The sequence below is a fragment of the Pseudolabrys sp. genome (assembly GCF_035943735.1).
Taxonomy (GTDB): Bacteria; Pseudomonadota; Alphaproteobacteria; order Rhizobiales; family Xanthobacteraceae; genus Pseudolabrys.
In genome coordinates, this window is the sequence record NZ_DASZBV010000027.1 from 394,400 (window position 1) to 412,577 (window position 18,178).

At 66.1% G+C, this 18,178-nt stretch carries 14 protein-coding genes; 12 read left to right on the plus strand and 2 right to left on the minus strand.

Annotation, left to right across the window (positions count from 1 at the left end; genetic code table 11):
- Window positions 1–38 precede the first annotated feature (38 nt).
- From ftsW to VGV41_RS22450, 5 genes are all read left to right on the plus strand, one after another.
- Window positions 39–1,193: a putative lipid II flippase FtsW gene (ftsW, locus tag VGV41_RS22430; protein WP_326866453.1), complete on the plus strand. Its 1,155-nt coding sequence runs from the start codon at window positions 39–41 to the stop codon at window positions 1,191–1,193.
- 132 nt (window positions 1,194–1,325) lie between these two features.
- Window positions 1,326–2,423, plus strand: coding sequence for an undecaprenyldiphospho-muramoylpentapeptide beta-N-acetylglucosaminyltransferase (gene murG / locus VGV41_RS22435; protein ID WP_326866455.1), 1,098 nt, complete (start codon window positions 1,326–1,328; stop codon window positions 2,421–2,423).
- A 59-nt stretch (window positions 2,424–2,482) separates the two neighbouring features.
- Window positions 2,483–3,886 carry a UDP-N-acetylmuramate--L-alanine ligase gene (gene murC / locus VGV41_RS22440; protein WP_326866456.1) on the plus strand — a complete coding sequence of 468 codons (1,404 nt, stop codon included), beginning with the start codon at window positions 2,483–2,485 and terminating at the stop codon, window positions 3,884–3,886.
- Window positions 3,887–3,903: 17 nt separating this feature from the next.
- Complete coding sequence (gene murB, locus VGV41_RS22445) at window positions 3,904–4,818, plus strand: UDP-N-acetylmuramate dehydrogenase (protein WP_326866457.1); 915 nt, start codon at window positions 3,904–3,906, stop codon at window positions 4,816–4,818.
- Window positions 4,819–4,959: 141 nt separating this feature from the next.
- The gene (locus VGV41_RS22450; protein ID WP_326866460.1) at window positions 4,960–5,880 is read left to right on the plus strand and encodes a D-alanine--D-alanine ligase; all 921 of its coding nucleotides are present in this window, start codon (window positions 4,960–4,962) and stop codon (window positions 5,878–5,880) included.
- A 10-nt stretch (window positions 5,881–5,890) separates the two neighbouring features.
- Here the strand turns inward: VGV41_RS22450 and VGV41_RS22455 are convergent, their stop codons facing one another.
- Both VGV41_RS22455 and VGV41_RS22460 read right to left on the minus strand, forming a co-directional pair.
- A complete protein-coding gene (locus VGV41_RS22455; protein WP_326866462.1) occupies window positions 5,891–6,133 on the minus strand; it encodes a PilZ domain-containing protein in 243 nt (80 codons plus the stop codon).
- Window positions 6,134–6,200: 67 nt separating this feature from the next.
- Window positions 6,201–6,851: a hypothetical protein gene (locus VGV41_RS22460; RefSeq protein WP_326866463.1), complete on the minus strand. Its 651-nt coding sequence runs from the start codon at window positions 6,849–6,851 to the stop codon at window positions 6,201–6,203.
- Window positions 6,852–8,158: 1,307 nt separating this feature from the next.
- On the opposite strand from VGV41_RS22460, the gene VGV41_RS22465 reads away from it, so the two are divergent.
- From VGV41_RS22465 to recN, 7 genes are all read left to right on the plus strand, one after another.
- On the plus strand, window positions 8,159–9,292 hold the full coding sequence (locus tag VGV41_RS22465) for a sensor histidine kinase (RefSeq protein ID WP_326866465.1): 1,134 nt from the start codon (window positions 8,159–8,161) through the stop codon (window positions 9,290–9,292).
- A gap of 362 nt (window positions 9,293–9,654) precedes the next feature.
- Window positions 9,655–10,614 (plus strand): cell division protein FtsQ/DivIB, encoded by a 960-nt coding sequence (locus VGV41_RS22470; RefSeq protein WP_326866466.1) that lies wholly within the window; start codon window positions 9,655–9,657, stop codon window positions 10,612–10,614.
- Window positions 10,615–10,746: 132 nt separating this feature from the next.
- Window positions 10,747–12,072 (plus strand): cell division protein FtsA, encoded by a 1,326-nt coding sequence (gene ftsA / locus VGV41_RS22475; RefSeq protein WP_326866467.1) that lies wholly within the window; start codon window positions 10,747–10,749, stop codon window positions 12,070–12,072.
- 69 nt (window positions 12,073–12,141) lie between these two features.
- Window positions 12,142–13,860: a cell division protein FtsZ gene (gene ftsZ / locus VGV41_RS22480; protein ID WP_326866468.1), complete on the plus strand. Its 1,719-nt coding sequence runs from the start codon at window positions 12,142–12,144 to the stop codon at window positions 13,858–13,860.
- Between the two features lie 395 nt (window positions 13,861–14,255).
- Window positions 14,256–15,206, plus strand: coding sequence for a UDP-3-O-acyl-N-acetylglucosamine deacetylase (gene lpxC, locus VGV41_RS22485; RefSeq protein ID WP_326866469.1), 951 nt, complete (start codon window positions 14,256–14,258; stop codon window positions 15,204–15,206).
- Window positions 15,207–15,384: 178 nt separating this feature from the next.
- A complete protein-coding gene (locus VGV41_RS22490) occupies window positions 15,385–16,245 on the plus strand; it encodes an outer membrane protein assembly factor BamD (protein WP_414705188.1) in 861 nt (286 codons plus the stop codon).
- A gap of 243 nt (window positions 16,246–16,488) precedes the next feature.
- Window positions 16,489–18,159 (plus strand): DNA repair protein RecN, encoded by a 1,671-nt coding sequence (recN, locus tag VGV41_RS22495; RefSeq protein ID WP_326866470.1) that lies wholly within the window; start codon window positions 16,489–16,491, stop codon window positions 18,157–18,159.
- The last annotated feature ends 19 nt before the right edge of the window (window positions 18,160–18,178 follow it).

The following is an 18,178-nucleotide window of genomic DNA, read 5'->3' on the forward strand; positions in this document are numbered from 1 at the left end:
GTCAGGACTAGAGCGTCCCCGCCGTCCGAGGAATCGCCATGGTCTCCCGCACGCAACGCACCCCCTTCGCGGAGTGGTGGTGGACGGTCGACCGGCTGACTTTGTTCGCGATCGGCGCCCTGATGCTCGCGGGCGTGGTGCTGTCGCTCGCCGCCAGCCCGCCGGTGGCGAGCCGCCTCGGGCTCGATCCGTTCTACTTCGTCGACCGCCACATCCTCTTCCTGATCCCGACGGTGATCGTGCTGATCGGGGTGTCCTTCCTCAATCCGCAGCAGATCCGCCGCGTATCGCTCGCCATCTTCATCGTCAGCCTGATCCTGGTCGCGCTGACGCCCATGTTCGGCGCCGAGATCAAAGGCGCCAAGCGCTGGCTGATCATCTTCGGCGTCAACATCCAGCCGTCCGAGTTCCTCAAGCCCGCCTTCGTCATCCTGGTCGCCTGGCTGTTCGGTGAATCCTCGAAGCGGCCGGACATGCCGGCGAACCTCATCTCGCTGGTCCTGCTGTTGACGGTCGTGACGCTGCTCGTCATCCAGCCCGATTTCGGCCAGACCATGCTCGTCGTCATGGTGTGGAGCGCGCTGTTCTTCATGGCCGGCATGCGCGTCATCTGGGTGTTCGGCATCGCCGGCATCGCCGCCGCCGGCCTGACGGTCGCCTACTACACCGTGCCGCACGTCGCCGCGCGCATTCAGAAATTCATGAACCCGACGTCGGGCGACACCTACAACATCGATATCGCCACCGAGAGCTTCATGCGCGGCGGCTGGTTCGGCACCGGGCCGGGCGAGGGCACGATCAAGCGCCTCCTGCCGGAGAGCCACACCGACTTCGTGTTCGCCGTCGCGGGGGAGGAGTTCGGCGTCGCTTTGTGCCTCGCGCTCGCGGCTTTGTTCTGTTTCATCGTCGTCCGCTCGCTCTTGCGCGCGATGCGCAACGACGACGCCTTCACGCGCTTCGCCGCCGCGGGGCTCACGATGCTGTTCGCCACGCAGTCGGCGATCAACATGGCGGTGAACCTGCGGCTCATCCCGGCCAAGGGCATGACGCTGCCATTCATCTCCTACGGCGGCTCGTCGATGATCTCGCTTGCCTACGCCATGGGCATGCTGCTGGCGCTTACCCGCGAGCAGCCGCGCGCCGCCATGCTGCCGCAGCCGATGCTGGAGCCGGAGGCGGCGGGGAGCCATTAGTCGTCATTCCGGGGCGCTCACGACGTGAGCGAACCCGGAATTCAGCGACAGGCACGACGTTTCTGGATTCCGGGTTCGCGTGCTAGGCACGCGCCCCGGAATGACGGCGGGATGGATGCGCGTCGTGATCTCATGAGCACCGAGAAAAACAAACTCATCCTCCTCTGCGCCGGCGGCACGGGCGGGCACCTGTTCCCGGCCGAGTCGCTGGCCGTCGTGCTCGAGCGGCGCGGGTTCACCATCGACCTCGCCACCGACGCTCGCGCTGCGCATTTCAAATTCCCGGCGCGCAACGTGCACCTCATTCCGAGCGCGACGTTGCGCGGCCGCACGCCCGTCAGCATCGTCAAGACGGCGGCACTTCTAACCTACGGCACCTGGAAGGCGGGGCGCGTCCTGAAGCGCATCCGCCCGGCCGCCGTGGTCGGCTTCGGCGGCTATCCGACCGTGCCGCCGATGATGGCGGCGACCATGCGCAATATCCCGACCGTGCTGCACGAGCAGAACGGCGTCATGGGCCGCGCCAACCGGCTGCTCGCCGCGCGCGTGACCGCGATCGCCACCGGCTTCCGCACGCTGAAGAACGCCGACGCGTTCCAGAACAAGATCACCTTCACCGGCAATCCGGTGCGTCCGGCGGTGCTTGCCGCCGCGACGACGTCCTACGACCCGCCGCAGCCTGGCGGCACGCTGAAGCTGCTGGTGTTCGGCGGCAGCCAGGGCGCGCGCGTGATGTCGGAGATCGTGCCGCCGGCGCTCGAACAACTCGACGCTTCTTTGCGCGCGCGGCTCACGATCGTGCAGCAGGCGCGCGCCGAGGATCTCGATGCCGTGCGCACCACCTACGGCCGGCTCGGCGTGAAGGCCGAATGCGAGCCGTTCTTTCCCGATTTGCCGGCGCGCATGGCGGCGGCGCATCTCGTCGTCTCGCGCTCCGGCGCCTCGACGGTCGCGGAGCTTTCGGCGATCGGTCGCCCCGCGCTATTGGTGCCGCTGCCGCACGCGCTGGATCAGGACCAGCTCGCCAATGCCGGAGTGCTGGAAAGCGCCGGGGGCGCCATCACCATCGTGCAGCGCGATTTCACGCCGGAGCGGCTGGCGCGCGAGATCGCGGCTTTCGCCGCCGCGCCGGACCGGCTCGCCGCCATGGCGGCGGCGGCGAAAGGCGCCGGCACGGTCGACGCGGCCGAGCGATTGGCCGATTTAGTGATGAAAACAGCCGGTATTTGACTTTTTCCGCCGTGGCCGCGACAAGCGCCGGCCATGAGCAGCGAGGGGCCTGAACCAGCATGAAACTGCCGCGCGATATCGGACCCGTGCACTTCGTCGGCATCGGCGGCATCGGCATGAGCGGCATCGCCGAGGTGCTGTGCAACCTCGGCTACACCGTCACCGGTTCCGACGTCGCCGATAGCGCCAACGTCAAGCGCCTGCGCGACAAGGGCATCAAGGTGATGATCGGCCACAAGGCCGAGAACATCGACGGCGCCGACGTGGTCGTCGTCTCCTCCGCCATCAAGCGCGACAATCCGGAACTCGTCGCCGCGCGCGGCAAGCGCCTGCCGGTGGTGCGCCGCGCCGAGATGCTGGCCGAGCTGATGCGGCTGAAATCCTGCGTCGCCATCGGCGGCACGCACGGCAAGACCACCACGACCTCGATGGTGGCGACCTTGCTCGATGCCGGCGGCTTCGACCCGACCGTCATCAATGGCGGCATCATCAACGCCTACGGCACCAATGCCCGTCTCGGCGCCGGCGACTGGATGGTGGTCGAGGCCGACGAATCGGACGGCACCTTTCTCAAATTGCCAGCCGACATCGCCATCGTCACCAATGTCGATCCCGAGCATCTCGACCACTTCCACACTTTCGAGGCGGTGCAGGACGCCTTCCGCGCCTTCGTGATGAACGTGCCGTTCTACGGCTTCGCGGTGATGTGCACCGATCATCCGGTGGTGCAGAGCCTGGTCGGCAAACTGGAAGACCGCCGCATCCTGACTTACGGCACCAATCCGCAGGCTGACGTGCGTCTCGTCGGCCTCGATCACCACGACGGCGCGTCGCGCTTTACCATCCAGTTCCGCGACCGCAACGGCGCCGTGACGCACACGATCGACAAGCTGACGCTGCCGATGCCGGGTCGCCACAACGCGCTCAACGCCACCTCGGCGGTGGCGGTGGCGCATCAGCTCGGCATCAAGGACGACGTGATCCGCGCGGCGCTCGCCAAGTTCGGCGGCGTCAAACGCCGGTTCACCCGCGTCGGCCAATGGAACGGCGTCACCATCATCGACGACTACGGCCATCATCCGGTCGAGATCGCCGCCGTGCTGCGCGCCGCGCGCGAGAGCGTGAAGGGCAAGGTGATCGCCGTGGTGCAGCCGCACCGCTATACGCGCCTGCACGATCTGTTCGAGCAGTTCTGCACCTGCTTCAACGATGCCGACACGGTCATCGTGGCGCCGGTCTATCCGGCGGGCGAGCAGCCGATCGCCGGCGCCGACCGCGACTCGCTGGTCGCCGGCTTGCGGTCGCACGGCCATCGTCAGGCGCTGGCGCTGGAAGCGCCGGAGAAACTCGCCGGCCTGATCAAGGGCCTCGCCGCGCCCGGAGACTATGTCGTATGTCTCGGCGCCGGCTCGATCACGCAATGGGCCTACGCGCTGCCGGCCGAACTCGCAGCGCCGGGTTGAGGGATTCCGCGACGCCGATGGCTTTTCCCGACATCGTTCCCGATCTGAAAAAGCGCCTGCCGAACCTGCGCGGCCGGCTGCTCGCCAATCAGCCGCTCGGCGAGTTCACCTGGTTCCGCGTCGGCGGACCGGCGCAGGCTTTGTTCATGCCGGAGGACGAGAACGATCTCGCTTACGCGCTCGCCAACCTGCCGCACGAGGTGCCCATCACCGTCATCGGCGCCGGCTCGAACCTGATCGTGCGGGACGGCGGCGTCGAAGGCGTCGTCATCCGTCTCGGGCGCGGCTTCAACGCGATCGCGACCGATGCGAACAACCGCGTCACCGCCGGCACCGCGATGCTCGACGTGATGGTCGCGCGCGCGGCGCAGAAGGCCGGCATCGCCGGGTTGGCGTTCTTCTCCGGTATCCCTGGCACCATCGGCGGCGCGCTGCGCATGAACGGCGGCGCCTATGGCGGCGAGACCAAGGACATCCTGATCGAGGCGCGCGGCATCGACCGCGCCGGCAACATCCGCACCTTCGCGAACGCCGACATGGGCTTCTCCTACCGGCACTGCTCCGTGCCCGAGGATGTCATCTTCACCAGCGCCGTGTTCCAGGGCCGCGCCGGCGATCCGGAGGCGATCGCTGCCGAGATGACCGCGATCAAGGACAAGCGCGAGGCCTCGCAGCCGCGTAATCGCACCGGCGGCTCGACCTTCAAGAATCCGGCCGGCAACAACGCCTGGAAGGTGATCGACGCCGCCGGCTGCCGCGGCCTGAAGATCGGCGACGCGCAGGTCTCCGAGCTGCACTGCAATTTCCTCATCAATCTCGGTCATGCCACTGCGTCGGACATCGAAACGCTCGGTGAGACGGTGCGCGAACGCGTGAAGGCGAATTCGGGTGTCGAGTTGGAGTGGGAAATTAAGAGAATCGGGGTGAGGTAGGCTCACCTCTCCCCGCGTGCGGGGAGAGGTCGCGAGCGCAGCGAGCGGGTGAGGGGGCTTTTCCGCTATTCTGAGCGCTTCGATATTGCCCCTCACCCCGACCCTCTCCCCGCAAGCGGGGAGAGGGAGAAGGAAGCGAGCATGAAACACGTCGCAGTCCTGATGGGCGGCTGGTCGTCGGAGCGGCAAGTATCGCTGTGGTCGGGAAATGCCTGCGCCGACGCGCTCGAGCGCACCGGCCGCTACAAGGTCAGCCGCGTCGACGTCGACCGCGACGTCGCGCTCACCCTGCGCGCGCTGAAACCCGACTGCGCCCTCAACGTCCTGCACGGCCGGCCCGGCGAGGACGGTACGATCCAGGGCATGCTCGAGATCCTTGGCATTCCGTACAGCCATTCCGGCGTCATGGCCTCGTCGGTGGCGAACCAGAAAGACATCGCCAAGACGGTCATGAAGGCGGCCGGCATTCCGGTGCCCGGCGGCCGCCTCGTCGGCCGCATGGAGGCGGCGCGCGCGCACGTGCTGCCGCCGCCTTACGTCATCAAGCCGGTGGCGGAAGGCTCCAGCGTCGGCGTCTTCATCGTGCGCGAAGACCAGGCGCATCCGCCGCAGGAACTGACGCGCGACGACTGGACCTACGGCGAGAAAGTGCTGATCGAGCCCTACATCGCCGGCAAGGAACTGACTTGCGCCGTGCTCGGCGATCGCGCGCTCGGCGTCATCGAGATCGTCGCCGCGACGAAGTTCTACGACTTCGAGGCCAAATACGCGCCGGGCGGCTCGAAGCATCTGCTGCCGGCGCCGGTGTCGGCCGAAGTGTACGAAGCGTGCCAGCGCCTTGCGCTCGCCGCGCACAACGCGCTCGCCTGCCGCGGCGTCACCCGCGCCGACTTCCGCTACGACGACAGCAAGCCCGGGCTCGAAGGCCTCGCCTGCCTCGAAGTGAACACGCAGCCGGGCATGGCCGCCACCTCGCTGGTGCCGGAGCTTGCCGCGCACGAGGGCATCTCGTTCGAGGAACTGGTGGCGTGGATGGTCGAGGACGCCTCGCTCGACCGCTGAACGCGCGGCCTCAGACGAAGCGCACGCCGAGGCGCTGCGCCTTGCGCCAGACCAGATGGCAATGGTGTCTTTTGTATTCCGGCCGGATGATCAGGTCGAAGTCCTCGGGAATGCCGATCGGGCTCATCACTTCCAGGCAGGCGCCGGCCGCCGAGAGATTGCGCACGACGCATTCGATGGCGGCCGCTCCCGTAAACGAGATCGAGCCGCCTTTAAAGGTCCGGTGTCGGGGCGTGGTGCGTCGTTCGACCATGCCCCAGCCTAGGCCCGCCGGATTTATCGGCGAGTAAAATGCGAGGCAATTTTGGTGTTAATGCCCGCTAACCGTCGCCGGTCGCGAGCGTCGCGCCGGCGGCTTTTTCCCTGTCCTCCTCGGCCCGCCATTCGGCGACGAGGGCCTCGATGCGGTAGGCAAGGGCCTCGCGTTGCGCGTCGAGATCGATGTCGTCGGGCGCGTCGAAGGTGACCGGCGGCCGCTCACCGCGCATCGAGCGGATCGTCTGCAGCGTGCGCGTCAGGCTGGCGAGCGCCTGCGCGGTGCGCTCGGCCCCGGCGCCGCTCGTGCGCTTGCCGGCGCGCAGTTCGCGCGCGGATTCCAGATCGGCGATCTCCTGTACGACGAGCGCTTCGAGCCGTTCGATCGGCGAGGGCTCCAATCCACGCGCACCGGCCGTCGGCTCCCCTCCACCCGCGAGTGAAACGAGCGGCGGGGAGGGGTCGGGGGCGGGGGGCTCTTTCTCTTCTGGAGAGGCCACTCCTGCCGCCAGCGCCTCCGCCTCCCTTTGCAGCCGCAGCGCGCGCGGCAGGCCGCGCAGGCGCTGGCTGCGCTTCTCCCAGCCCTGCTTGTCGACCATCACCTGCAAGGTGGTGATGCCGATGCCGAACTCGCGGGCCATCTCGATCATCGGCTGGTCGGTCTTTTCGTAACGATGCCGCACGGCGGCGAGGAATTCCGGCGCGTAGTGCGCCATGGCGCTGCTCCTCTGATGTTCAGGTCCGGTTGTTGGGGTGCCGCTCCGCCGCAAGCCCTCCGGGCGCGGCTGTCGAGCGTGCAGGAATATTAGCAGAGGAGCGTAACGATCGTCAAGGAATAAATGCTGGAAGCCGGGAGATCGGCCGGAATGACCGCCGGGGCGGATTCCATTCGATGTCGATCCGGCGCGTGTTCGCGCTTGCGTGCGAGAGGCTGTGAGGCGGAGCAGGCGAGGTGGCGGACGGCGAAGCTCCCGGGGGTGATTGTCTCGTGCGGTGAGCCGCGCAATTTCTGGCTAACGTTCAATCAAGCTGTTTGTCGGCGGCTGGTTGAAGTCTGCTTCTGACCCTGAGCCGACGTAAGCCGGAATCGTGCGCTATTCCGCATTCCTTCACGGGCTAATCTGCGGAAGACAGACTGGCGACAGCAGCGTGTCGCTCTGCCGATCAGACAGCCTCTTAATTGAGCTGAGTTACCAGTGATCCCTGCACACGCGTCTTTTGCACGACCCATTCCAGCGACGCTCGACGCAGCGGCATCGTTGAGCGACAACGACACTTGTGCCGACCGACGAGGAGATGGATGGCGAGAGATCGGTGGATGTCGACATGTTCGGCTGCCTGGGAGTGCCGAATGCCCCGACCAAGGCGATGGTGAGCGTCAGCGCCGTGGCCGCCAATTGACCGCGCATCGTGTTTTCCTTGCCTGTGATCAGTCTCAGCCGAAGAGACAACTTGCAAAAATCTAGACGGCTCGTGCGACGATGGAAAGGATTATCTGTCGGAAGCAGCAACGATCGTCGCCGATGCACACGGCTCAGTCGTCGTAACCATCGATTGTGACATTCATTTTCGTCGGGCCCGACGAACAAGCAACGCAGCAGGATAAGCGGCAATGGCTGCGAAAAACGCAATCCCGGCCGCATTTTTGCCAATTCCACTTGTCATGAAGCAGAAAACCGATTCCCACCACGACAAGCGCTAAGCCAGTAGCAAGCCAAGCGGTCATAGTGGGAGGCTCGTGAGATATCGATCCGGAGAATCGACTGGCTAGCGCGCCCGTAGGCGGACGGTCGTCTGAGATCGCGTATTCGCGTCAGGTCCGCTTGTGGCCCCAAGCTGACATGGACAGGCAGGACGCTGTAGGTCTGCTATTGCCTCCAAAGCGGACTTCGCGAGTGCGCTGTAACGCGGCAGCTTGCTAGCCTGAAGCCGTGATGGAGCATTTGTTCCATAATTATACAACATTTTCGAGGTGCAAAAGCGCAACGGTAAGCGTACGCTGGCGCAGCATTAGGAAAACACTTTGGCATTTCAGGTACCGTCGACAATCATCCCAATTAATGAAGCTGCTCGCATGCAGGCGGTGCGTCGGTATGACGTTCTCGACACCCCGCCTGACGGCGCATTTGATCGGGTAACCGCAATTGCTGCTCGAATCTTCAATGTCCCCATAGCCATTATTTCAATCGTTGATCACGACCGCATTTGGTTCAAATCTCATCACGGCCTGCCGGTAGAGCAAATCGACAGAGAACCGGGACTTTGCGCCTCAGCGATCCTCCACTCCGATCCTTATATTCTCGAGGATGCGTCTAAGGACGTTCGCTCTTTGACGAACCCTTTGGTTGCTGGAGATTTTGGCCTCCGTTTTTACGCCGGCGTTCCGCTCCACACTCATGACGGTTATAACCTCGGCACGCTCTGCGTGATTGATAGAGAAGTCCGACCGATCACTGAGCGCCAGATTGATGATCTTCGTGACTTGGCAAGCCTCGTCATGGACCAAATGGAGTTGCGTCTTTCAGCCCGTACGGAGCTTGAGCGCGCGACCCGAGCTAACGAACAAGCAAATTTAATGGGCCGCGAGATTGAGCATCGCGTGGCCAACAGCCTTCAATTTGTTTCTTCAATATTGCGGTTACAGGGCAGGCAAGTGCCGAAAGATGTGGCTGAGCACTTTGAAAGGGCCGCTCATCGAGTCGGAGCCGTCGCCCGCGTGCATCGGCATTTACTTAACGAAGAAAATGTAGCGTACGTTTCTGCTCTCGCATACATCAGGCGTTTGTGCGGAGATCTCGCTGACATTCTTGGTGTGCCAGTAGCCGTCAATGGCGAAGAAGCGCAGCTGAACACGAAGACTATTCAGTCCGTTGGCTTGTTGCTTAACGAGCTTGTTACGAACGCAGCAAAGCACGGCGCCGGAACAATTACCGTTAGCTTCGCAGCTACGAAATCAGATTGTAAATTAAGCGTTTGCGATGAGGGCAAGGGGTTGCCGCCCGGCTTCGATTTTGCCGCTCAAAACGGCTTAGGCATCAAGATTATCGACGTCTTAGCCAAGCAGCTCGGTGGGGGAGTGACGACCAACTCTAATAACGGCCGAGGAACATGTTGGGTGGTCACTTTTCCGCGCAAGGGCGACATTTCAGCCGCTTAGTAAGTAAGAAGCCGTAAGGTGACTGCTTCTGGCCCAAAGCGGACTTAGTCGGGCAGGGCGCGTTAGGTCTGCTGCTGACCCTTAGCGGACCTTCCATTTAAGCCTCTCCCTCCGGCCCCCCTAATCCCTTCCAATCTCTAAACCTTTACCAATCGTTTACTAAAAGGCCCGAAGACTAGGCGCTGGCTCGTTTTCCGCGCGCGGTCGCGCCATGCGATTCGCGCGCGTCGAAACGGCCGGCTCCGGACCGGACCCCGCGGATGTAACGGGCGGCCCGGGGCGCACACTCGAGGGGGCAGAGCGGCGCTCGCGCCGGACTTCGGCCGTCCCTCGGGACCAAACGTGTGAAGAGCCGGGTCGCGATGGATTTTCGAGGCTTCCTCGATCGCCTTAGGACGAAAACGCCGAAGCCTCGTGCCGCCGCGCCCGCGCCGGCCGACTACGGCTGGCATGGCGCCTCGCCGCGCTGGCGCAGCCTGCGCCGCGGCTTCATCGTCCTCATCAACCTGAAGATCCCGAACGGGCTGGGCTCCTCGGCCGCGGCCATCCTGCTCGCCGCCAGCGCCATCTACGGCGCGGTGCGCGGCGGCCACGGTCCCGAGATCGCCGACAACATCCAGAATATCTGCGACGACGCCGCCAATACGCTCGGCTTCCGCATCTCCGAAATCGCGCTGACCGGCGAGCACGAACTCGGCCGCCGGCGCCTGCTGGCGGTCGCCGGCATCACCGGCCGCTCGTCGCTGCTGTTCCTCGACCCGGCGCAGACGCGCAAGCGGTTGATGGCCAATCCCTGGATCGAGCAGGCGACCGTGCTCAAGCTCTATCCCGGCCGCCTGCGCATCGACGTGAAGGAGCGCAGGCCCTTCGCGCTCTGGCAGAAGGACGGCAATGTCTACGTCATCGCCGAGGACGGCACCGTGCTCGAGGCCTTCGTGCCGCAGCGCTTCGCGACGCTGCCGCTGGTGGTCGGCGACGGCGCCGAACGCGAGGCGCCGGCGTTCCTCAAGCTGCTCGACCGCTTCCCCGACATCGCGCCGCACGTGCAGGCCGCCGTACTGGTCGCCGACCGGCGCTGGGACCTCTACCTCAAGGACAAGGTGGTCGTGAAGCTCCCCGGCGCCGCGCCGGACAAGGCGCTGCACACCCTGGTCGAGCTCGATCACGCAAAGAAGCTTCTGTCGCGCGACATCACTGTCGTCGACCTGCGGCTGCCCGACCGCGTCGCGGTCAAGCTCTCCGACGCGGCCTACGCGGCGCGCGAGGACGCGCTCAAGGCGGCCGCCAAGGCGAAAAAGAAAAAGAAGGGGGGCGAAGCGTGACGCAGCTTCGACTCGCGGTTCTGCTTTTCCCGGGCGCAGCGCAGCACGCAGTGTTGCGCGCCAGACCCGGGATCGTCGCGAACTCTGCGCTTGTGACGGCCCCGGCTCCGCGGTGCACGTCGGGGAATCCGCATGAGTAACGTCGTTCGTTTCGGCGTCACGCCCAAGATGAAGCCGGTTTCGCCGAAGCGCTCGGCGGTGGTCGCCGCGATCGACGTCGGCACCTCGAAGGTCGTCTGCATGATCGCGCGGCTGGAGCCGCAGGCGCCGCGCGACGTGTTGCGGCGGCGCAGCCACGGCGTCCGCGTGCTCGGCTTCTCCCACACCGCCGCCAGCGGCATGAAGGGCGGCAGCGTCGTCGACCTCGTCGAAGCCGAGGAGATGATCCGCAACGCCATCGCCATCGCCGAGAACGGCGCGCATCTGCAGCTTGAATCGGCGATCGTCTCGCTCTCGGGCGGCCGCCTCGGCTCGGAACGCTTCATCGCCGACATCCAGCTTTCCGGCGGCGCCGTCGGCGACGCCGACATCGCCCGCGTACTGGCGGCGGCGAGCCGCCACTCGGTGCGCGACGGGCGCGCCGTGCTGCACGCGCTGCCGATCAGCTTCGCGCTCGATGCCGCGGCCGGCATTCGCGAACCGCGCGGCATGCTCGGCCATCGTTTCGGCGTCGACATGCACATGGTGACGGCCGACGTCGCCACCGTGCGCAACCTCATGCTCTCGGTCGAGCGCAGCCATCTCAATGTCGAGGCGATGGTGTCGGCGCCCTACGCGGCCGGATTGGCGGCGCTCGCCGATGACGAGGCGGATCTCGGCGCTGCGACCATCGACCTGGGCGCCGGCACCACGACCATGGCGGTCTTCGCCGGCGGCCGCTTCGTGCACGCCGACGGGTTCGCGCTCGGCGGGTACCATGTGACCATGGATCTTGCGCGCGGCTTGAACGCGCGCATTGCGGATGCTGAGCGAATCAAGGCGATCTATGGCAGTGTGTTGTCGGGTGGATCCGACGAGCGCGACATGATCACAGTGCCTCCCGTGGGAGATGACGAGCGCGAGCCGCCGCAATTCGTATCGCGGGCGGCTTTGACGCGGATCATCAAGCCGCGGGTCGAGGAGATTCTGGAGATGGTGCGCGACCGGCTCGCGTCCTCGCCTTTCGCGGCCGAGCCGCGCGGGCGGGTGGTGCTGACCGGCGGCGGCAGCCAGCTCGCGGGCATCGCCGATCTGGCGGCCCGCATCCTGAAACGACCGGTGCGTATCGGCCGGCCTCTCGGTTTGTCCGGACTGCCCGAGGCGGCGAAGGGCCCGGCCTTCGCTGTCGCGGCGGGTCTCCTGGTGTATCCGCAGGCGGCCCATCTCGAGCACTTCGAACCGCGGCGAACACGGCACCTCATGACGGGGACCGGCGGCTACATGGCACGGGTCGGGCGATGGCTGCGCGAGAGTTTCTGACCCTTCCGATCAACCTCGCAGGGCGGCCGGTGGCGGACCGGCTCGCGCGGCGGGCATAAAGAGGCAAACATGACCATCAACCTGAAGATTCCGGACATCCACGAGATGAAGCCCCGGATCACCGTGTTCGGTGTCGGCGGCGCCGGCGGCAACGCCGTCAACAACATGATCACGGCGGGCCTGCAAGGCGTCGACTTCGTCGTCGCCAATACCGACGCGCAGGCGCTCGCCATGTCGAAGGCCGAGCGCATCGTCCAGATGGGCACGCAGGTCACCGAGGGCCTCGGCGCCGGCTCGCAGCCGGAAGTCGGCCGCGCGGCGGCTGAGGAAGTGCTCGACGAGATCCGCGATCACCTCTCGGGCGCGCACATGGTGTTCGTCACGGCCGGCATGGGCGGCGGCACCGGCACCGGCGCAGCGCCGGTCATCGCCAAGACCGCACGCGAGCTCGGCATCCTCACGGTCGGCGTGGTGACCAAGCCCTTCCACTTCGAAGGCCAGCGCCGCATGCGCTATGCCGAAGCGGGCATCACCGAGCTGCACAAGGTCGTCGACACGCTCCTGATCATCCCGAACCAGAACCTGTTCCGGGTGGCCAACGAGAAGACCACGTTCGCCGACGCCTTCGCGATGGCCGACCAGGTGCTCTATTCGGGCGTCGCCTGCATCACCGACCTGATGGTCAAGGAAGGCCTCATCAACCTCGACTTCGCCGACGTCCGCGCCGTCATGCGCGAGATGGGCAAGGCGATGATGGGCACGGGCGAGGCTTCCGGCGAGAAGCGCGCGCTCACCGCCGCCGAAGCGGCCATCTCCAACCCGCTGATCGACGACGCCTCGATGAAGGGCGCTCGCGGCCTTCTCATCTCGATCACCGGCGGCAAGGATCTGACGCTGTACGAAGTCGACGAAGCCGCGACCCGCATCCGCGAGGAGGTCGATCAGGACGCCAACATCATCGTCGGCGCCACCTTCGACGAAAGCCTCGACGGCATCATCCGCGTGTCGGTGGTCGCCACCGGCATCGACAACACCGGCCGCATGCGGGACGGCGGCCCGGCGGAAGTCGCGCTCAAGGAACTGGCCGGCAAGATGCGCAACGATCAGCGCCGGACCATCGCGTCGATGCCGCAGGCCCCGGCCGCTTTCGCTCCGGCACCCGCGCCGATGCAGCCGCCGATCCCGAATCCGGCGATCGCCAACGCCGCCGCTACGGTCGAATCCGCCGCGCATGCTGCCGTTGCCGCAGCCATCCTGCCGCAGCAGACCGCCATCGACGAGGTCTCGATCCGGCCGAAGCCGGTGAAACCGTCGCTGTTCGAACAGATGGAGCCGGAAACTCCGGCCCACTTCGAGCCGCCCGCCGCGACCTTCGTGCCGCCGGCGCCGGAACGCGTGCTGCGCCAGCCGCGCATGCCGCGCATCGACGAACTGCCGCTGCCGGCCCGCGCCATGATGGACAAGCAGGGGCAGGCGCCGGAGAACCATCCCGAAGAACGTCGCAAGTCGCTGATGCAGCGGCTCGCCTCGGTCGGCCTCGGCCGCCGCTCGGACGAGCCGGAGGCGCCGCAGGCGCCGCGCACGGCCCGCGCCATGCCGCAGTTCGAGCAGCCGCAGCGCCCGAGCCCGCGTCAGCCGGAAGGCCGGGCGGTGGATCCGATTTCCGAATACGCCCGGCGCGCCGCTCCTCAGGGGTTGGACCCGCACGGTCGTCAGGCTCCTGTGCATAACCCGGCCGAGGACGATCAACTCGATATCCCGGCGTTCCTCCGCCGCCAGGCAAACTGACACCATCAAACGTGCTGAAAGCGGCCCCGAACCCGCAGCGGTTCGGGGCCGCTTCCTTTTGCCGGCGCGCGATGCTCTAGTAAGTTGATGATGTTGCTGCGTTATTTTCACAGATCTGCGACAGGCGCGAGCATTGGCATCTTCGCAACCTTTGTTTAGGTAAGGTAAACGGTATCCTGATCTTGGGTTGCAGCGCGAATTGCGGCAAAAAAGAGTAACAGTCAGTAAGAAATGGTGAGTTGGAGACGGCCGTATCGCGGCCTAAGTTGCAGCCACAAAACGGACTTTTTCGGTCCAGGGGGATGTAACCGACGCCGACCGTGCGATCGGTTTTGCAGGCCGAAATTGGGGCGATGGGCCGCACGGTTCAAGACGAACCGGCGGAGTGAGGGTTGATGAAGGGCGCCAAGCAAACGACGTTGCGCGAGCAAGTCGCCATGTCCGGCATCGGCGTCCATTCCGGGCAGCCCGTGACGCTCACGCTCAATCCCGGCGACGACGACACCGGTATCATTTTCCAGCGCGTTTCTGCTGATGGCGCGGTCGAGCGCGAGATTCGCGCTGACGTGCGCGCCGTCACCGCCACCGAATTCGCCACCGTGCTCGGCGACGCCAAGGGGCCGCTCTGCTCGACGGCCGAGCATCTGCTCGCGGCGCTGCGCGGCCTGTACGTCGACAACGTCGTGGTCGAGATCGACGGGCCGGAAGTGCCGATCATGGACGGCAGCGCGGCCGCTTTTGTCGACGCGCTCGATCAGGCCGGTCTGACCACGCGCGCGTTGCCGCGCCGCTACATCGAAGTGCTCAAGCCGGTGCGCGTCGCCAAGGACAAATCGTTCGGCGAACTGCGCCCGTATGCGCACGGCTTCCGCGTCGAGGCAGAGATCGAATTCGATCATCCGCTCATCGGCAAGCAGGCGCTCGGGCTCGACATCGAGCCGAAGACGTTCCGCGACGAGATCGCGCGTGCGCGCACCTTCGGCTTCATGAAGGATGTCGCGAAGCTGTGGGGCGCCGGTTACGCGCTGGGTGCGTCGTTCGAGAATACGCTCGTCGTCAGCGACGATCGCGTCCTCAACCCGGAAGGGCTGCGTTTTTCCGACGAGTTCGTGCGCCACAAAATCCTCGATGCGGTGGGCGACCTGGCGCTCGCCGGCCTGCCGCTGATCGCGGCCTACAAGACCGTGCGTGGCGGCCACAAGCTCAACAACGCGGTGCTGTCGGCGCTGATGGCCGATACCAGCGCCTGGCGCATCGTCGAGGCGACCGAGATGCCGGCGCGCCGCCGCGGCCAGGCCCAGACGGCCGGCGTGGTCGCTCCGGCCTACGGCCCGGACGTGTCCTGAGCGGCCGCGACCGCTTTTCCGCCGCCTTAATGCGGGCCGAATGTCGGCCTATTCGCATGGCGGATTCACGCTTTTTCGTTTAAATCGACCGGGCTGCGGCCCGGGCCGAGCATAAGGGAAAGCGGGCACGAACCGTTTCTGAGCGTCCGTGTCGAGCGAATTCGGGGATATCGCGCGTATGAGCATTTTGCCGCTTGCCACCGTCCGGCGTCCTTTGGCGCGCGCGGCAACGATGCTGCTGCTCGGACTGAGCCTCGGCGCGTGCTCGAACGGCTTCGACTTCTTCCACAAGAACGACGTGGCGCCCGACGAGCCCGCCGACCGCCTCTACAACGAGGGGCTCTATTATCTCAACTCCGAGCACAAGCCGCGCGACGCGGTGAAGAAGTTCGAAGAGGTCGACCGCCAGCATCCTTACTCGGACTGGTCGCGCAAGGCGCTGCTGATGGCCGCCTACTCCTATTACCAGTCCGGCGAATACGACGAGTGCGTCTCCGCCGCGCAGCGCTACATCACGCTGCATCCGGGCACGGCGGACGCCGCCTATGCGCAGTTCCTCATCGGCTCGTCCTACTACGACCAGATTCCCGACATCACCCGGGACCAGGCGCAGACCGAAAAAGCGCTCAACGCGCTGCAAGAGGTGATCCGCAAATATCCGGACAGCGAATACGCCACCAACGCCAAGCAGAAGCTCCAGGTCGCGAACGATCAGCTCGCCGGCAAGGAGATGGAGGTTGGCCGCTACTATCTCGACAAGCACGACTACACGGGCGCCATCAACCGCTTCAAGGTCGTGGTGACCAAATACCAGACCACGCGGCAGGTCGAGGAAGCGCTGGAGCGGCTGACCGAGGCCTACATGGCGCTCGGCATCACCGGCGAAGCGGAGACGGCGGCCGCCGTGCTCGGGCATAACTTCCCCGACAGCCCCTGGTACAAGAACGCCTACCAGCTGGTGAAGTCCGGCGGGCACGAGCCGCTCGAGAACAAGGGCTCGTGGATCAGCAAGGCCTTCCGCAAGATCGGGCTGAGCTAGTTTTACCCCGTCATTCCGGGCCGGCTGAAAGCCGGAACCCGGAATCCAGACACAATCTCCGAATCCGTTTCTGGATTCCGGATCGGCGCTTTCGCGCCGTCCGGAATGACCGGGTATTAACAGCATCGTGCCCACATCTTGTGTGCATCCCCCGCGTCATGAATGATGAGCACGAATCGGCAACAGACCGGATCGTCCGCCGTCGCGGGCGAGCTCTGACGCCTTACGGGATGCCCGGCCGCCATGCTTTCCCGACTTTCGATCCGTGACATCGTCCTGATCGACAAGCTCGATATCGATTTCGCCGCGGGGCTGGCCGTGCTCACCGGCGAGACCGGCGCCGGCAAATCGATCCTGCTCGATTCGTTCGCTTTGGCCCTGGGCGGCCGCGGCGACCAGTCGCTCGTGCGCCAGGGCGCCGATCAGGGACAGGTGACCGCCGTGTTCGAGGTGCGTCGTAGCCATCCGGCGCGCGCCATTCTCAAGGCCAACGATATCGCCGACGAGGACGAACTGATCCTGCGCCGCGTGCAGCTTGCCGACGGCCGCACCCGCGCCTTCGTCAACGACCAGCCGGTCAGCGTCACCGTCCTCAAGCAACTCGGCCAGGTTCTGGTCGAGATCCACGGCCAACACGACGACCGCGCGCTCGTCGATGCCGCGACGCATCGCCGCCTGCTCGACGCCTTCGGCGGGCTGGAGGCCGAGGCGGCGCGGGTCGAAGCCTTGTGGACCGCGCGGCGTGAAACATTGGAGGCGGCGGAAGCGCATGCGGCCGAGGTCGAGCGCGCCCGCCGCGAGGCCGACTGGCTGCGCCACGCCGTTGCCGAACTCGACAAGCTCAGTCCCCAGGCCGGCGAGGAGACCGCGCTCGCCGACCGGCGCACGACGATGATGCAGTCGGAGAAGGTCGCCGAGGATCTGCGCGAGGCGCACGAGACGCTCGCCGGCAGCAACTCGGCGGTCCCCGAGCTCGCCGCCACGATCCGCCGTCTCGAGCGCCGCGCCACGCAGGCGCCGCAGCTGGTCGAGCCGGCGGTGAAGTCGCTCGACGTCGCGCTCAACGCGCTGGAAGAGACGCGCGCGCATCTCGAAGCCGCCCTTCGCGCCGCCGATTACGATCCGGCCGAGCTGGAGCGCATCGAGGAGCGGCTGTTCGCGCTGCGCGCCGCCGGCCGCAAATACAATGTGCAGGTCGACGCGCTCGCCGCTTTGGCGCAGCGCTATCACGACGACATCGGCCTCATCGACGCCGGCGAGGAGAGACTGAAGACGCTGCAGGCCGCGGCCACGCAGGCCGATATCCAGTTTCGCAAGGCGGCCGAGGCGCTGTCGAAGGCGCGGCTCAAGGCCGGCACGGCGCTCGACAAGGCGGTCAATGCCGAGCTCAAGCCGCTCAAGCTCGAGCGCGCGCGCTTCACCACCGAGATCGTCAGCGACGCCGAAGCCGCCGGCCCGAACGGCATCGACCGCGTCGAGTTCTGGGTGCAGACCAATCCGGGCACCAAGCCGGGGCCGCTGATGAAGATCGCCTCCGGCGGCGAGCTGGCGCGCTTCCTGCTGGCGCTCAAGGTCGTGCTCGCCGACCGCGGCTCGGCGCCGACGCTCGTCTTCGACGAAATCGACACCGGCGTCGGCGGCGCGGTCGCGGACGCCATCGGCTCGCGGCTGGCGCGGCTCGCCCGCGGCGTGCAGGTGCTGGCGGTGACGCATGCGCCGCAGGTGGCGGCGCAGGCACAGCGCCACTACGTCATCAGCAAGGACGCGCTCGACAAGGGCAAGCGCGTCGCCACCCGCGTCACCGAGGTGGCGGCGGAGAAGCGGCGCGAGGAGATCGCGCGCATGCTCGCCGGCGCCGAAATCACCAACGAGGCCCGCGCCGCCGCCGAGCGGCTGATCAAGGCGGCGGGGTAGCGGGTGCCCCGCGTCAGCG

Excerpts from the sequence above, each read along its gene's own strand:
- ftsW (WP_326866453.1), top strand. The coding sequence starts at position 39 with ATGGTCTCCCGCACGCAACGCACCCCCTTCGCGGAGTGGTGGTGGACG.
- murG (WP_326866455.1), top strand. The coding sequence starts at position 1,326 with ATGAGCACCGAGAAAAACAAACTCATCCTCCTCTGCGCCGGCGGCACG.
- murC (WP_326866456.1), top strand. The coding sequence starts at position 2,483 with ATGAAACTGCCGCGCGATATCGGACCCGTGCACTTCGTCGGCATCGGC.
- murB (WP_326866457.1), top strand. The coding sequence starts at position 3,904 with ATGGCTTTTCCCGACATCGTTCCCGATCTGAAAAAGCGCCTGCCGAAC.
- VGV41_RS22450 (WP_326866460.1), top strand. The coding sequence starts at position 4,960 with ATGAAACACGTCGCAGTCCTGATGGGCGGCTGGTCGTCGGAGCGGCAA.
- VGV41_RS22455 (WP_326866462.1), bottom strand. The coding sequence starts at position 6,133 with ATGGTCGAACGACGCACCACGCCCCGACACCGGACCTTTAAAGGCGGC.
- VGV41_RS22460 (WP_326866463.1), bottom strand. The coding sequence starts at position 6,851 with ATGGCGCACTACGCGCCGGAATTCCTCGCCGCCGTGCGGCATCGTTAC.
- VGV41_RS22470 (WP_326866466.1), top strand. The coding sequence starts at position 9,655 with ATGGATTTTCGAGGCTTCCTCGATCGCCTTAGGACGAAAACGCCGAAG.
- ftsA (WP_326866467.1), top strand. The coding sequence starts at position 10,747 with ATGAGTAACGTCGTTCGTTTCGGCGTCACGCCCAAGATGAAGCCGGTT.
- ftsZ (WP_326866468.1), top strand. The coding sequence starts at position 12,142 with ATGACCATCAACCTGAAGATTCCGGACATCCACGAGATGAAGCCCCGG.
- lpxC (WP_326866469.1), top strand. The coding sequence starts at position 14,256 with ATGAAGGGCGCCAAGCAAACGACGTTGCGCGAGCAAGTCGCCATGTCC.
- VGV41_RS22490 (WP_414705188.1), top strand. The coding sequence starts at position 15,385 with ATGAGCATTTTGCCGCTTGCCACCGTCCGGCGTCCTTTGGCGCGCGCG.
- recN (WP_326866470.1), top strand. The coding sequence starts at position 16,489 with ATGCTTTCCCGACTTTCGATCCGTGACATCGTCCTGATCGACAAGCTC.